We start from the raw sequence: 14331 nt of genomic DNA on the forward strand, positions 1-14331 counted from the left end.
CATCGTGCGGCATGCTGAGGACATGAGCGACGCACCGGATCCCGACGCCCCGCGCACCGCCCGGCAGATCGGCCGGCAGGAGATGACCCGGCGGATCCTCGCCCGGGCCCGCGCCCAGTTGCTGGACGCCGGCCCCGGTGAGCTGTCGCTGCGGGCGATCGCCCGCGACCTGGGGATCGCCTCCTCGGCCATCTACCGCTACTTCGCCAGCCGCGACGAGCTGCTCACCGCCCTGCTCGTGGAGGTGTACGCCGAACTGGGCGCCGTGCTCGAGGAGGCGGACCGCGCGGTGCGGCCACGGGAGGCGTACGCCCGACGGTTCCGGACCCTGGCGCAGGCGCTGCGGGACTGGGCGGTCGCGCACCCCTACGACTGGGCGCTGCTCTACGGCTCCCCGGTCCCCGGCTACCACGCACCCCAGGACACCGTCCCGTCGGCCGCCGAGGCGACCGGCGCCTTCCTCGCCATCGTGTCCGACGCCTCCGGGGCCGGGTACCGGCTCCCGGCGGAACTGGCGGCACCCGTCGACCCGGCGGAGCGCGCCGCGGTGGCGGGCCTGGTCGGGATGCTGGAGGGTCCGGTCGACGAAGCGCTGCTGCTGCGCGGGATGGCCGCGTGGAGCGGCGTGATGGGGGCGATCTCCACTGAGCTGTTCGGTCACCTGAACCGTTCGGTCGTGGACCTCGACACCTACTACGCGGCGGTGGTCGACAGGCTCGTGGAGATGAGCGGTCTGCGCGATTCCGGGGCCGCCCACCGGTAGCGTGGTGGGTGACATGGGGGGACCTGGACATGCGGTGATACCCGAGGAGGGGCGATGGGGTCGAGTGGTCTGTACGGCGGCATCGAGGCCGGCGGCACGAAGTTCGTCTGCTGTGTCGGCACCGGGCCCGACGACATCCGGGCGGAGGCGCGGTTCCCGACCACGACGCCGGAGGAGACCCTCGGCCGCTCGATCGACTTCTTCCGCGAACAGGCCACTACGGCGCCGATGGCAGCCCTCGGTGTGGCCTGCTTCGGGCCGGTCGACCTGGACCCGGCCTCCCCGACGTACGGCCATGTCACCACCACCCCGAAGCCCGGCTGGACCGGCGCCGACGTGGTCGGGACCCTGCAGCAGGCGCTCGGGGTACCGATCGGCTTCGACACCGACGTCAATGGTGCTGCCGTGGGCGAGGCCCGTTGGGGCGCCGGGCAGGGCCTGGACCCGTTCGTCTACCTGACCATCGGCACCGGCGTCGGCGGTGGCGCGATCGTCAACGGCGCCCCGCTGCACGGCCTGGTGCACCCCGAGATGGGCCACGTACGCGTCCCGCACGACCTGGCCCGCGACCCCTTCGAGGGGGCCTGCCCCTTCCACGGCGACTGCCTGGAGGGGCTGGCCTCCGGCCCGGCACTGGCCCGGCGGTGGGGCGTGCCTGCGGAGACGCTGCCCGCCGGCCACCCGGCCTGGGAACTGGAGGCCGGCTACCTCGCCGAGCTGATGGCGGCGCTGGTCTGCACCCTGTCACCGCGCCGGATCGTGCTCGGCGGTGGCGTGATGTCGGGGCCCGGGCTGTTCCCGATGGTGCGCAGCCGGACCCAGGAGCTGCTGGCCGGGTACGTGTCCTCCTCGTCGGTCGCGGAGGGCATCGACGACTTCATCGTGCCGCCGGGACTGGGGGAGTGGTCCGGACGCCTCGGTGCGATCGCACTCGCCCAGGCGGCCGCCGTCACTTCCACTGGGTAGCGACGACGAAGGAGGCGGCGATCAGGCCCATGCCGATCGCCAGGTTCCAGTTCCCCAGGGCGGCCATGAACGGGATCATGTAGCCGGCGACGTAGAACACGACGATCCAGGCCACGCCGAGCAGCAGCAGGGTGAGCAGGGTCGGGATGACCCACGCGGCGGTGCCCGGGGCACCGGTCCGACGGGTGGTCTCCAGCTCGTCGCTGTTCTCGCTGTCGGCGGCGGACTTGCGCTGCTGGGACTCGGGCACAACCACTCCTCGTACGGATCCTGTTGGGTACGTTGGGTAGCCTAGTCGACGACGAGAACCGGGCCGACCGGCGACCGAGGGGGAGGGACAGCATGGAGGAGCCGACAGGTCCCGCGTCCCTGCGTGACACGATCCGGATGGTGATCGGCCGCGTCCGCGACCTGCGGTCCCAGCGGTCCGCCCAGACGGACGTCCCCCGGCCCCGCCGGATGTCCGGCCGACTGGTGGCGGGCCTGGCCACCCTGCTGATCTGCGTGCTGGCCGGCTACATGATCGGCACCAGCGCGGCCCTGGCGAAGGGCACCGACCTGCGTGGCGGGCGGACGACCGACCTGATCTCGATGGTCACCGTGGAGTCCCAGCGCAACGCCGCCCTCGCCGCCCAGGTCTCCGACGTACGGGCCCAGGTCGACCGGCTGAGCGGTGCGACGGGTGCGAGTGGGGTCTCGGCGCAGCAGTTGGAGCAGGCCGCGACGAATGCGCAGACCACCCCCGTCTCCGGCCCGGGCCTGACGGTGGTGCTGAACGACGCGCCGTCCTCGGTGGCCCCGCCCGACGTGGACCCCGACCTGCTGGTGGTGCACCAGCAGGACATCCAGGCCGTGGTGAACGCCCTCTGGCAGGGCGGCGCCGAGGCGATGACGATCCAGGGCCAGCGGGTGATCTCCACGACCGGCATCAAGTGCGTCGGCAACACCGTGGTGCTGCAGGGCATCCCCTACGCCCCGCCGTACCGGATCCAGGTGATCGGTGACCAGAACGCGCTGGAGGCCGCGCTGCTGTCCTCCCCGTACGTCAGCAACTACCAGGACTACGTGGCCGCGTACGGGTTGGGCTACCAGGAGCGCAGGGAGGACAACCTGTCCTTCCCCGCCTACTCCGGCGGCATCGAGCTGCAGTACGCCCGCCCGGCCCGCTGAGGGTCCGGGGATCGCTCAGCCCAGCTCCACCAGCGGTGTGAGGCCCTCGGCCCGGGCCGGAGCACCGGCGTCACCGCACAGCGCCAGCCAGTTCGCGAAGATCGCATAGCCACCCTCGCTGAGCACCGACTCCGGGTGGAACTGCATGCCCTCGACCGCCAGTTCGCGGTGCCGGACCGCCATGATCACGCCGTCCTCGGTGGTCGCGGTCACCTCCAGGACGTCCGGCACCGTCTCCGGCATGATCGCCAGTGAGTGGTACCGGGTCGCGGTGAACGGCTCCGGCAGTCCGGCCAGGCACCCGGCACCGTGGTGCAGGATCGTGGACGTCTTGCCGTGGCGCAGCTGCGGGGCCCGGTCGACCGTCGCCCCGTACGCCTCGCCGATCGCCTGCACACCCAGGCACACCCCGAAGACGGGCCGGTGGCCGGCCTGCTCGTGGATGATGTCGATGCACCGCCCGGCCTGGGCGGGCACCCCGGGCCCCGGGGAGAGCATGATCCCGTCGAACGGGTCCGCCCATCCCTCCTGGACCAGGCGCGGGTCGTCGTTGCGCCAGACCGTGACCCGGGCGCCGAGCCGGGCCAGGTACTGCACGATGTTCCACACGAAGGAGTCGTAGTTGTCCACCACCAGGATGGCCGGCCCGGTCGCCTGACCGGTCACGGCGTCCTGGTGCGCGGTCTTCTGGTGCGCGGCGTTCTCGTGCGCGGTGGGTGCGTTCGTTGCGGGTCGGTTCGTCACGGCTTCTCGCTGCTCAACAGGGGGAGGGTGTAGTCGTTGCCGGGGCCGCTCGTCGCGCTGTTGTTGGCGTTGCCGCTGTTGTTGCCGCTTCCGCTGTTCGGGTTGCTGCCCGAGTTGCCCGGGGACATGGTCGCGGTCGTCGCGGTCGGCGTCGGCGTCGGCGTCGGCGCCGGTGCGGTCGGTGTCTGGGTCTGGGTCGGGGCGGCACTCGCCGTGGTCGGAGCCGCTGTCGGCTGGGGCGCGGCGGCAAGTACCACGGTGACGGCCGCGTCACGGCCGACGTTGGTGCCGGCGCCCGGTGACTGCGACAGCACCGTCCCGGCCGTGGCACTGGAATCCTTCGTGGTGAACTTCACGTTGGTCAGGCCCAGGTCCTTGGCAGCGGACTCGACCGCCTGCCGGTTGAAGCCCTTCCAGTCCGGCAGGGTGACCCGTCCGGACGCGTACGTGAGGACGACCTGCTGGCTGGGCACGATCTGGGTGCCGGAGGCCGGTTCCACGCTGAGCACGGTGTTCGCCGCCTCGGTGGAGTCGGCCGCGACGGTCCGGATGTTCGTGAAGCCTGCCGATGACAGCGCGGAGCGGGCCTCGTCGAGGCTGCGACCGACCAGCCCGTCGGGGACCTGGAGCTTCTTCGGGCCGGCGTTGACGGTTAGCGTGATCTTGGACCCGGTGTCGACCTGGGTCCCGCCGGCGGGATCCTGCGCGGTCACCCGACCGACGGTGGCGTCATCCGGACCTTCGACGCTGGTCACGCTGGGCTCGAGCCCCTCGGCACGGAGCAGTTCCTCGGCGACGACCTGGGACTTGGTCACCACGTCCGGCACCGCGACCTGCTTGGCCCCCAGGCCACCGTTGGCCCACCACACGCCGCCGCCGATCACCAGCGCGGCCAGCACGACGGCCAAGACGGTCCACCAGGCGCGCCGCCGGCGTCGCCGGCGGGCGTCGTCGTCCACGTACGAGGTCTCGCCGGTGGAGTCGACCAGGGCCCGCTGGGGGGTCGTCGACACGCCGGCCTCGGTGGCGCCCACAGCCAGGATCGCCCGGGTGGCCAGGCCGCTCTCCGCGGCACCGGCCACGGCGGTGGCACCCAGGGCACCGGCCGCGGCGGCGTCGGCGTAGCCCTCCTGGGCGGCGAGCGGGTGCTGGCCGGCGAGGATCCGGGCGAGGTCGTCCTGGAACTCCCGCGCCGTCTGGTAGCGGCGGTCGGGGGACTTCTCCAGCGACTTCAACAGCACGGCATCGAGGTCGGGCCCCAGCGTGGGGACGATCGTGGAGGGTGCCGGCGCCTGCTCACGGACGTGCTGGTAAGCCACCGACACCGGCGAGTCGCCGGTGAAGGGCGGGCGGCCGGTGAGCAGCTCGTACAGCAGGCAGCCGGTGGAGTAGAGGTCGGACCGGAAGCCGACCTTCTCCCCGCGGGCCTGCTCGGGGGAGAGGTACTGGGCGGTGCCGATCACCGCGGCGGTCTGCGTCATCGTCGCCTGGGTGTCGGCGACGGCGCGGGCGATGCCGAAGTCCATCACCTTCACCACGCCGCCGGCGTCGGTCAGCATCACGTTGCCCGGCTTGATGTCGCGGTGCACGATCCCGGCGCGGTGGGAGTAGCCGAGGGCGTCGAGGACGCCCTGGGTGATCTCGAGGGCCCGCTCGGAGGTGAACATGTCGCCGGAGTTCAGCACCTGGCGCAGCGTCCGGCCCTCGACCAGTTCCATCACGATGTACGGGACGATCTCGCCGGTGGCCTCGTTGCGCTCCTCGTCGGTGTCGTAGACCGCGACGATGTTGGGGTGGTTGAGCCCGGCCGCCGAGTGCGCCTCGCGCCGGAAGCGCTCCTGGAACGTCGGGTCGGAGGCGAGGTCGACGCGCAGCTGCTTGATCGCCACCTCTCGCTGCAGGCGCAGGTCCCGGGCCCGGTTGACCTCGGCCATGCCGCCGCGGCCCAGCGTCGGGCCGAGCTGGTAGCGACCGCCGAGAATGCGGGGTTGGGTGTCCATACCGGTTGAACCTCCCGGGCTCACATGAGTGCCTGCATCACGGACTTGGCGATCGGGGCGGCAACGACGTTGCCCCCGATCTCCGAGCGCGGGATGTTGGCTGATTCGACGAATACTGCCACGGCGATCTTGCGGTTGTTGTTCTCGGCGAATGACGTGAACCAGGCGTACGGTGGCCGGTCCTTGGTCGTCTGGGCGGTGCCGGTCTTGCCGCCGACGGTCAGGCCGCTGATCTGGGCGTTCGTGCCGGTGCCGCGTTCGACGACGTTGACCATCATGCCCTGCAGCTTCTGGGCGTTGGCGGCCGACATGGCCTGGGACAGCTGGGAGGCCTGGGTGGTCTTCACCGGGGTCAGGTCCGCGGCCCGTACGGTGCTGACGATGTAGGGGCGCATCACCTTGCCGTCGTTGGCGATGCCGGCCGAGACCATCGCCATGTGCAGCGGGTTGGAGGCGACATCGAACTGGCCGATCGCACTGAGGGCGGTCTGGGCCGGATCGGGGTTCTGCGGGAACTGGGCCGCGACGCCACCGACGTCGGACAGCTGGTAGCCCCAGCCGAACTTGTCGGCCTGCGTGCGCAGCGCGGCGCCGCCGAGCTGGATGCCGACGTTGGCGTAAGAGGTGTTGCACGACAGCTGGAGCGCGCGGTCGAGGGTCTGCTTGCCGTCACCGCACTGGGTCTCGTTCGGCAGCTTGGTCCTGGTGCCGGGCAGGGTCAGCGCCGACGGGGTGTCGATCTCGGTGCTGGGCTGCATGCCACTCTCCAGGGCGGCGGCCGCGGTCACCAGCTTGAAGGTCGACCCGGGCGGGTAGATCTCGTTGGAGGCGCGATTGACCAGTGGCTTGGCCGGGTCGGCCAGCAGTGACTCGTACGCCTTGCCGGCGGCTCCGATGTCGGTGCCGGACAGCGGGGTCGGGTCGTACGAGGGGTGCGAGACCATCGCCAGCACGGCGCCGGTCTGGGCGTCCAGGGCGACCACGCCACCGGTCCGGTTGCCGAGGGCCTTGGCCGCGGCCTGCTGCGCCTTGGGATCGATAGTCGTCTCCACGGTCGCACCGACCGGCTTGCGACCGGTGATGGTGTCGACCAGCCGGCGGACGAACAGCGAGTCCGCGGTGCCGGCCAGCTCGGGGCCGTACGCCCGCTCCAGGCCGGACGACCCACGGTCGTACGAGTTGAAGCCGGTGATCGGGGCGTAGAGCTCACCGTCGGAGTAGGAGCGTACGTAGGCGAACTGTCCGCCGGAGGTGGGCTGGGAGGTGGCCAGGACGGTCTTGCCCGCGACGATGGCGCCGCGCTGGGCGCCGAACTGCTCGTCGCGGACGCGGCGGTTCTGGGCGTTCGCGTTGAGCGAGCCCTGCTGGAAGACGATGATCTGGGTCACCTGCACCAGCAGCGCGGCGAACATCACCATCGCGACCAGCGCGATGCGTCGGATCGGCTTGTTCATGGGCGTGCCTCCGTGGTCGGGACGGAGATGAGCTGGGTGCTGTCGTCGGCGATGCTCAGCTCCCCGGACGTGGCGACCGGTTTGCGGACCTGGTGGGAGATCACCAGCAGCAACCCGACGATCATCCAGTTGACGATCATCGACGTGCCGCCCTGGCTCATGAAGGGGGTGGTCAGGCCGGTCATCGGCAGCAGCCGGATGACGCCGCCGGTGATCAGGAACACCTGCAGGGCGAACACGAACGACAACCCGGTGGCCAGCAGCTTGGAGAAGTCGTCGCGGGCGGCCAGGGCGATCCGGAGCCCACGCATGACGAACAGCGCGTAGACCATGATCAGGGCCATCAGGCCGGTGATCCCCAGCTCCTCGCCGATGGCGGCCGAGATGAAGTCCGACTTCGACAGCGGCGTCAGGCCGGGCCGGCCCAGCCCCCAGCCGCGCCCGAGCAGGCCGCCCCAGGCGAAGCCGAACTGGGCGCTGATGATCTGCAGGTTCTGGTCGAAGTTGTCGAACGGGTGCAGCCAGGCGTCGATCCGGACCTGGACGTGGTGGAGGGTCGAGGCTGCGAACGCGGCGGCGCCGAGGGCCAGCGCGCCGATCACCAGCCAGCCGGGACGCTCGGTGGAGACGTAGAGCATCACCACGAACAGGCCGAAGAACAGCATCGAGGTGCCCAGGTCGCTCTGCGAGACCAGCACCAGCAGGCTGACCGCCCACATCACGCCGATCGGCAGCAGGTCGCGCGGACGGGGGAAGCCGATGCCCAGGAAGCGCCGCCCGACCACGGCCAGCGCGTTGCGCTTGTCGACCAGGTAGGAGGCGAACGCGATGGTCAGCAGCAGCTTGGCGAGCTCACCGGGCTGGAAGGAGAACCCGGCGACCCGGATCCAGATCCGGGCGCCGTTCAGCTCCACGCCCAGGCCTGGCACCAGCGGCAGCAGGAGCAGCACCAGGCCGGCCAGGAACAGCGAGTAGGTGTAGCCCTGGAGCGGCCGGTGGTCGCGCAGCACGGCGATCACCAGCACCGCGAGGAGCATGCCGAGGCCGGTCCAGATCAGCTGGACCAGGACGTCGTTGCGCGGGGGGTCCGGGATCAGGTCGATCCGGTGGATCATCGCCAGGCCGATGCCGTTCAGCAGCAGGACGCTGGGCAGGATCAGGGGATCGGCGTACGGGGTCCGCCACCGCACCACGATGTGCATCAGCAGCCCGAGCCCGAACCACAGCAGGCTGACCGCCCACATGTTGGAGGGCAGCCTGCCCTGGAGGTTGATGTGGGTCAGCGCGTAGCCGGCCAGTCCGATGAACTGGGCCAGCAGCACCATCGCCAGCTCGACGTTGCGACGCTTGCGGTGGACGACGACGGATTCAGCCATCAGCACTCCCCGTAGTCAGGCACGACAGGTGTCGGGGTCGCGACCGGCGTCGGCGGCCGCGCGGAGGGGGACGCCGAGGCGGCCGCCTTCCTGGCCTCCTCGGCGGCCTTGCGGGCGGCCTCGGTGGCCGCGGCGGCATCGCTGTCGGCCTTGGTCCGTACGGAGCGGCAGTACTCGGCGTTCGCGGCGAGCTCCGCGGTGCTGGCATGGGCGGCCTGGAGCGACTGCACCGTGATGGTGTCGTTGACCTGCTGCTGGAAGCGCGGGGACAGGTCGGCGACCGGGATCTGCTGGGACTCGACCACCTTGTTCAGGTGCCAGGAGCCCACGTTGGCGTTGAAGCCGCGGAAGATCGCCACCTGGCCGTTGTCCGCTCCGACGAAGTAGCTGTTGCGCCAGACCGCCCAGGTGCCCAGCACCGCCGCGGCGAGCACGGCCAGGGCGACCAGGAACGAGAGCGCCATACCCAGCGCCCGGCGCCGTGGTGGGGGTGCCGGCCGCGGTGCGTAGCGGGCGTCCTCCTGCGGGGTGGTGGCCAGGTGCTGGGGTGGGACGTGGGCCGGGATCGGCACCACCTCGATGTCATGGCTGTGTACGTCGGCGCCCTGGGCCTGGCTGGCGACGTCCTCGGGGATCGGGTTGCCCTCGGCGTCGACCAGCACCACGGCGTCGAGTTCGGCCGGGTCGATCGGGATCTCCTGCGTACGCTCCGAGACCTGCGGGATGGCGGCGGTGGCCGCCGCGCCGACCGTGACCGGCACGGTGGCGGGCGCAGTGGCCGGGTTCCCGTCCTCGGCTGGGGCCTCCTCGACGACATCGGCCAGCACCACTGTGATGTTGTCCGAGCCGCCCGCGGCATGGGCAGCGGAGACCAGCTGGCGCAGCGCCTCCTCACGGTCCGGGACGGCGACCATTCGGGCCAGGTCCACGTCGTCGACCAGCCCACAGAGCCCGTCGGAGCACAGCAGCAGCCGGTCCCCGGCCGCCGCGTCGATCAGTCCGATGTCGGGATCGTTCTGCGGGGCGCCGTTGAGGACCCGCAGCAGTAGCGAGCGGTGCGGGTGGGTGGCCGCCTCCTCGGGGGTCAGTCGGCCCTCGTCGACCAGCGACTGCACCCAGGAGTGGTCGTGCGTGACACGGACGAACGAGTCCTCGCGGAGCCGGTACATCCGGGAGTCGCCGATGTGCGCCACCGCGAAGTCGGTGCCGTCGAAGGCGGCGGCTGTGACGGTGGTTCCCATCCCCTCCAGCCCCGGATCGTCGGCGGCGAGGTCGGCGATCAGTTCGTTGGCCTCGTGGAGGCGCTGGGTCAGGCGCTCGAGCAGGGCCTCGCCGACCGGCCGCTCCGCCTCGGCGGACAGCTCCTGGTCGAGGTCGCGCAGGCGGGTCACCGCCACGCTGGAGGCCAGGTCCCCCGCCGCGGCACCGCCCATCCCGTCGGCGACGAGGAGCAGGTGGGCGGAGGCGTAGCCCGAGTCCTGGTTGTTCTTGCGGACGAGGCCGATCTCGGAGTGAGCTACGCAGTGGAGCGTCAACGGCATACTCAGGGCTCCAGCTTCAGGATCGTGCGCCCGACCCGGATCTCGTCCTCGGTCCCCACGCTGGTCGGGGCGGAGATCCGCCGGCCGTTGACATAGGTGCCGTTGGTGGAGCCCATGTCCTCCAGGTAGAGGCCCTGGTCCCCGTTGACCACGCGCGCATGGCGGGTCGAGATGTAGTCGTCCTCGAGCACGATCGCGCACTCGGGGGACCGGCCGATCACCACGTACGTGCCGGCCTGGTCCACCTCGGCGGCCATGCCGGTCTGGGGTCCGTTGGTGACGATCAGGCGGGCCGGGACCACCGAGGCGGGGGCCGGACGACCCGGCAGCGGAGCCGCGGGCGTGCGCTCGGCGCGCCGGTTACGGGTCTTCACGGGCCGCGGTTCGGGAGCCGGCAGCTCGGAGGCCGGGACGCGGCGACCGAAGAGGTCGGTGCGGATGACGTTCACCGCCAGCAGGATGAAGATCCACAGGAGTGCCAGGTAGCCGATCTTCAGGCCCGACAGCAGGATGTCCGACATCAGTGCTCCGTGGACGGCGAGTGGACGAGCATCCGGGTCGAGCCGATCTCGATCCGCGAGCCGTCGTGCAGTGGCGCCTGGGTGACCCGCTGTCCGTTGACGATGATGCCGTTGGTCGAGCCCAGGTCGACGATCGTGACCTGCTGGTCGTCACCGGTGCCGGAGACCTTGATCTCGGCGTGCTGCCGGGAGATGCCGGGGTCGTTGATCCGCAGGTCGGCACTGGTGCCCCGGCCGATGATGAAGCCGGGAGGGGTGAGCGGATGGCGCATCCCGTTGACCTCCAGGACCAGCCTCGAGCGGCTGATCTGGGTGGTGCTGGGCGGGGTGGGGCCCGGGTCGACGCCGGCGACGGCCTCGGAGGTCACGGTGAACTGCCCGGTCGGCAGTGAGGTGTCGAGCTCGTAGCTGATCGTGATCGGGCCGTTGAAGATGTAGCCCTGGCTGGAGGCGTGCTGCTTCAGCTCCGGCACGATCTCCCGGCTCAGCGTCTTGCCGTACGGGGTCAGGCGCTCGTGGTCGTGCTGGGAGAGCCGGACGGTGAAGTTGTTCGGGACCAGGCGGCGATCGCGGGAGACCACCTTGGCCTCGGCGTCGAGCTCGCGCTGCAGGCGCGCAGCGATCTCGACCGGCTGGACGTCACCCTTGAACGCGCGGGCGAAGACGCCGCTGACGGCGCCCTCCAGCTTCCGCTCGAAGCGGTCGAAGACTCCCACTCTCAGTTCCTTCCGGCTGACTGCACGGGTATCGCAATCCTGATCTTATGCGCCGGGGTGCGCGCACCCTACGATTGTCGGCCCTGTCGGGCGCTGCCCACGGTACCGGGAGCGGGCCCCTGGGCCGATTTCGTGTTTGGGGGGAGGTGTGTGCTATGGTTTTCCGGTTGCTACGGGAGGCCTCAATGGCCGCCCGAGTCACTTGCGCGAGTGGCGGAACGGCAGACGCGCTGGCTTCAGGTGCCAGTGTCCCTTGGGACGTGGAGGTTCAAATCCTCTCTCGCGCACAAATGGAACGCCTGGACCTACGGAAGTAGGCCCAGGCGTTCTTCGTTTCCGGTGGGCGTCTTGCGTGCCGATGGGCTGCTGGTGACGTGGAGCCCCGGTGGACGCCTGCTCCTATCGAGGGGAGCGCCACCGGGGCCTCGTCATTGCGGCGGGGCGGACTTCTCCCGGCCTGCGCGCGCCCCTGTCGATGGGGTCCTCCCACGGGCTACCGTCCATGGATACGACTGGTCAACTCGCTCCTGGTCCGGACGGAGGCACGGCCATGACTGCCGAGGATCCCGACACGATCGCCGCTCGCATCCGCGCCGACGTCTCTTTCCTGTCCGGCCGGCTGGAGGCGCTGGCCGCTGACCTGAGGCTGCTGGCGGAGTCCGTGGCCCCCCGGCAACGCACTGTCCCGGGTCCACCCCAGGAGGAACTGCCGGACGACTGGGGATCGGACGGGAACCCACCGGACGTGACGACATCGGACGAGCCGGTGGAAGACGAGCCGGTTGAAGACGAGCCGGACCAGGAGCCGCAGCAGCCGGAGATCCCCACCCGCCGGCCCGCACGGAGCGGCCTGCCCAAGTTCTTCACGGTCGCCGGATCGGCCGTGGCCCTGATCGGCGTCGCGTCGGTGCTGCTGCCTGCCGGTGGTGCCGTGCCGGGCCAGCTCACCCGTACGGCGCTCGGCCTCGGGCTGGCCGTCATCGCCGTCGTGGCGGCCGTCTGGCAGCACCGGATCGATCCCGCGAACGTGGGGGCCCGGGCCCTCCTGGCCACCGGCCTCGTGTCGGTGTACCTGTGCGTGCTCGCGCTGACCGTACGCTTCGTCGACGACCAGGGCCGGCCGCTGGTGGCGCTCCTTCCGGGGCTGGTGGTGACAGGCCTGGTCGGGCTCGCCGGCCTGTGGGCGGCCCGGTCCTGGCGGAGCCAGGGGATCGCCGTCGCAGCGGTCCTGGGCGGCCTGCTCGTCGCGCCGGTGGTCGAGACGGGTCCGGCCGACGGCACGCTGGCGGTCGTCGGCTTCATGGTCCTGCTGACCCTGGTGGCCGGAGTGGCCCAGCTCGGACTGGGATGGGTCTGGCTGCTCCTGGGCCGGACCGTTCCCACCGTCTTGTACGCCATCTGGGTGGCGGCCTCTCCGTCGGTCTTCCGCTGGGGGCCGGGGCTGTCCCTGGTCCGGTCGATCGGTGTCGCCGTCCTGCTGGCCGCCGTACTGGCCCTCGGTAGCTTCGCGCTGGCGCTGCTGCACCGGTCCGCGAGCCGGCGCGAGCGGGTGGCCGAGGCGGCGGGCCTGACCGCCCTGTCCACCCCGCTGATGGTCGTCGCCCAGACCCAGGAGACCGTTGCGCCGGCCGCCACCGCCTGCCTGGTCCTGGGCGTGGTCCTCCTGGCCGTCATGGCGTGGGGTGCCTCGCGTCGCAGCACGGTGGAGGTCCGCACGACGACCGTCCCCCTCGGGGTGCTGTTCCTGGCCTTCGGGGTGCTGGTAGCGCTCGGCCGGCAGTTCCTGGGCTATCTGCCCTGGGCGCTCGCGATCGTCTGCCTGGCACTGGCCGAACGGTCGCGGTCCACAGCGGTACTCGTCGCAGGCAGCATCCTGGGCGTGGTCGGCCTGGTGTGGTGGCTCCCGGTGCTGCCCGTGCTGTTCCACACGTCCTTCGTCGTGGACGTCGCCGACCGCGGTGTCGAGCGGGTGGTTCAGTCGCTCCTCGGGTTGGTCGTCGCCGCCCTGGCCTACCGGGCGTACAAGACCTTCTTCCCGCGCCAACGTACGCGTGCGCTGCACCTCGCCTGGTCCGGCGCCGTGGTGGTCGGGGCGGCCGCCGTCGTGCTGACCGGATCCCTGGTCGGATCCTCGCTCGGCGACATGGCTCGGGGCTTCCGGGTGGCCCACGTCCTGGTGACGATCGGTCTCGCGCTGCTGTGCATCGTCCTGGTGTCCCCGCGGCTCCAGGCGGGGCGGGAGCGGCGCGCCCGCGCCCGGCTGGCGGTCGGCCTGGCGGTGACAGCGGTGGCCAAGCTCTTCCTCTTCGACACCCGGTCCCTGCCCGGACTCTGGCGGGCCGCCGCCTTCATCGCTGTCGGGGTCCTGCTGCTGGTGGTCGGCACGTGGTACTACCGGCAGCTCGAGGGCCGCCGTGTGACTCCCGATCCGGGCGCGTCCGACCGCGCCGGCGACTGAGGTCCGTACGCGGGCGGGAATATCCCCACCCCACCCGGTGTTGAAAACCATTGTCAGGAGCTCGTCCTCGGATGGGCATCGTCAGGTGGACCGTGGACGGGCCGCCGGAAGGGAACCGAAATGGCCAAGAGGAACGACCTGCGTCCGCTGGTGAAGCTGCGCTCGAGCGCCGGCACCGGCTTCACGTACGTCACCCGCAAGTCGCGCCGGGACACTCCGGACCGGCTCTCGCTCACCAAGTACGACCCGATCGTGCGTCGTCACGTCGAATTCAAGGAGACCCACTGATGAAGAACGCCATCCATCCCGATTACCACCAGATCGTGTTCCGCGACAGGTCAGCCGACTTCGCCTTCCTGACCCGCTCCACCGCCACCTCGGACCGTACGATCACCTGGCAGGACGGCCGGGATTACCCGGTGGTCGACGTGCAGGTGTCCTCGGCCTCGCACCCGTTCATGACCGGCCGGGCGCGGGTCGTCGACAGCGCCGGCAGCGTGGAGAAGTTCCGCCGCCGGTACGGGGTGGCCCACCGCTCCTCCAAGGCCTGAGGCTCCCGAGGGCTGACGATTCCAACGGCTCAGGATCGAGATCGAGATCGAGGGGGTCGACGCAGACAGCG

14 protein-coding genes and 1 tRNA gene are annotated in these 14331 nt (G+C 71.1%); 7 read left to right on the forward strand and 8 right to left on the reverse strand.

Translation table 11 applies throughout. The features are described 5' to 3' along the window. Positions 1–22: 22 nt before the first annotated feature. Both GA0111570_RS04025 and GA0111570_RS04030 read left to right on the forward strand, forming a co-directional pair. Positions 23–763, forward strand: a complete 741-nt coding sequence (locus GA0111570_RS04025) for a TetR/AcrR family transcriptional regulator (RefSeq protein ID WP_092606638.1) — start codon at positions 23–25, stop codon at positions 761–763. A 54-nt stretch (positions 764–817) separates the two neighbouring features. After that, positions 818–1729 carry an ROK family protein gene (locus GA0111570_RS04030; RefSeq protein WP_092606641.1) on the forward strand — a complete coding sequence of 304 codons (912 nt, stop codon included), beginning with the start codon at positions 818–820 and terminating at the stop codon, positions 1727–1729. On the opposite strand, the gene GA0111570_RS04035 is transcribed toward GA0111570_RS04030, so the two are convergent. Continuing rightward, positions 1713–1979, reverse strand: coding sequence for a cell division protein CrgA (locus tag GA0111570_RS04035; RefSeq protein ID WP_092606644.1), 267 nt, complete (start codon positions 1977–1979; stop codon positions 1713–1715). The two genes, GA0111570_RS04030 and GA0111570_RS04035, sit on opposite strands and share 17 nt — an antisense overlap. A 92-nt stretch (positions 1980–2071) precedes the next feature. On the opposite strand from GA0111570_RS04035, the gene GA0111570_RS04040 reads away from it, so the two are divergent. Continuing rightward, on the forward strand, positions 2072–2899 hold the full coding sequence (locus GA0111570_RS04040) for a DUF881 domain-containing protein (protein WP_245703008.1): 828 nt from the start codon (positions 2072–2074) through the stop codon (positions 2897–2899). Between the two features lie 15 nt (positions 2900–2914). Here GA0111570_RS04040 and GA0111570_RS04045 read toward each other — a convergent pair whose 3' ends face one another. The 7 genes from GA0111570_RS04045 to GA0111570_RS04075 all read right to left on the reverse strand — a co-directional run bounded on the left by GA0111570_RS04045 (position 2915) and on the right by GA0111570_RS04075 (position 11251). Continuing rightward, positions 2915–3538, reverse strand: coding sequence for an aminodeoxychorismate/anthranilate synthase component II (locus GA0111570_RS04045; RefSeq protein WP_092607145.1), 624 nt, complete (start codon positions 3536–3538; stop codon positions 2915–2917). 101 nt (positions 3539–3639) lie between these two features. Further along, positions 3640–5643 (reverse strand): Stk1 family PASTA domain-containing Ser/Thr kinase, encoded by a 2004-nt coding sequence (gene pknB / locus GA0111570_RS04050; RefSeq protein ID WP_092606647.1) that lies wholly within the window; start codon positions 5641–5643, stop codon positions 3640–3642. Positions 5644–5663: 20 nt separating this feature from the next. Continuing rightward, the gene (locus GA0111570_RS04055) at positions 5664–7097 is read right to left on the reverse strand and encodes a peptidoglycan D,D-transpeptidase FtsI family protein (RefSeq protein WP_092606650.1); all 1434 of its coding nucleotides are present in this window, start codon (positions 7095–7097) and stop codon (positions 5664–5666) included. Then, the gene (locus GA0111570_RS04060) at positions 7094–8473 is read right to left on the reverse strand and encodes an FtsW/RodA/SpoVE family cell cycle protein (RefSeq protein ID WP_092606653.1); all 1380 of its coding nucleotides are present in this window, start codon (positions 8471–8473) and stop codon (positions 7094–7096) included. The genes GA0111570_RS04055 and GA0111570_RS04060 overlap by 4 nt, the downstream gene beginning before the upstream one ends. Beyond that, on the reverse strand, positions 8473–10014 hold the full coding sequence (locus GA0111570_RS04065; RefSeq protein ID WP_092606656.1) for a PP2C family protein-serine/threonine phosphatase: 1542 nt from the start codon (positions 10012–10014) through the stop codon (positions 8473–8475). Before GA0111570_RS04065 ends, GA0111570_RS04060 begins: the two co-directional genes overlap by 1 nt. 2 nt (positions 10015–10016) lie before the next feature. Then, positions 10017–10535: an FHA domain-containing protein FhaB/FipA gene (locus tag GA0111570_RS04070; protein WP_092606659.1), complete on the reverse strand. Its 519-nt coding sequence runs from the start codon at positions 10533–10535 to the stop codon at positions 10017–10019. Further along, positions 10535–11251, reverse strand: a complete 717-nt coding sequence (locus tag GA0111570_RS04075; protein WP_092606662.1) for an FHA domain-containing protein — start codon at positions 11249–11251, stop codon at positions 10535–10537. The genes GA0111570_RS04070 and GA0111570_RS04075 overlap by 1 nt, the downstream gene beginning before the upstream one ends. A 204-nt stretch (positions 11252–11455) precedes the next feature. Here GA0111570_RS04075 and GA0111570_RS04080 point away from each other — a divergent pair. The 4 genes from GA0111570_RS04080 to GA0111570_RS04095 all read left to right on the forward strand — a co-directional run bounded on the left by GA0111570_RS04080 (position 11456) and on the right by GA0111570_RS04095 (position 14260). Then, a tRNA-Leu gene (locus GA0111570_RS04080) sits at positions 11456–11538 on the forward strand. A 263-nt stretch (positions 11539–11801) separates the two neighbouring features. Next, the gene (locus GA0111570_RS04085; protein ID WP_092606664.1) at positions 11802–13709 is read left to right on the forward strand and encodes a DUF2339 domain-containing protein; all 1908 of its coding nucleotides are present in this window, start codon (positions 11802–11804) and stop codon (positions 13707–13709) included. 120 nt (positions 13710–13829) lie between these two features. Further along, complete coding sequence (gene rpmG / locus GA0111570_RS04090) at positions 13830–13997, forward strand: 50S ribosomal protein L33 (RefSeq protein WP_092606667.1); 168 nt, start codon at positions 13830–13832, stop codon at positions 13995–13997. Next, positions 13997–14260, forward strand: coding sequence for a type B 50S ribosomal protein L31 (locus GA0111570_RS04095; protein ID WP_092606670.1), 264 nt, complete (start codon positions 13997–13999; stop codon positions 14258–14260). Before rpmG ends, GA0111570_RS04095 begins: the two co-directional genes overlap by 1 nt. Positions 14261–14331 lie beyond the last annotated feature (71 nt).

It is taken from the genome of Raineyella antarctica, from assembly GCF_900092135.1.
Lineage (GTDB): Bacteria > Actinomycetota > Actinomycetes > Propionibacteriales > Propionibacteriaceae > Raineyella > Raineyella antarctica.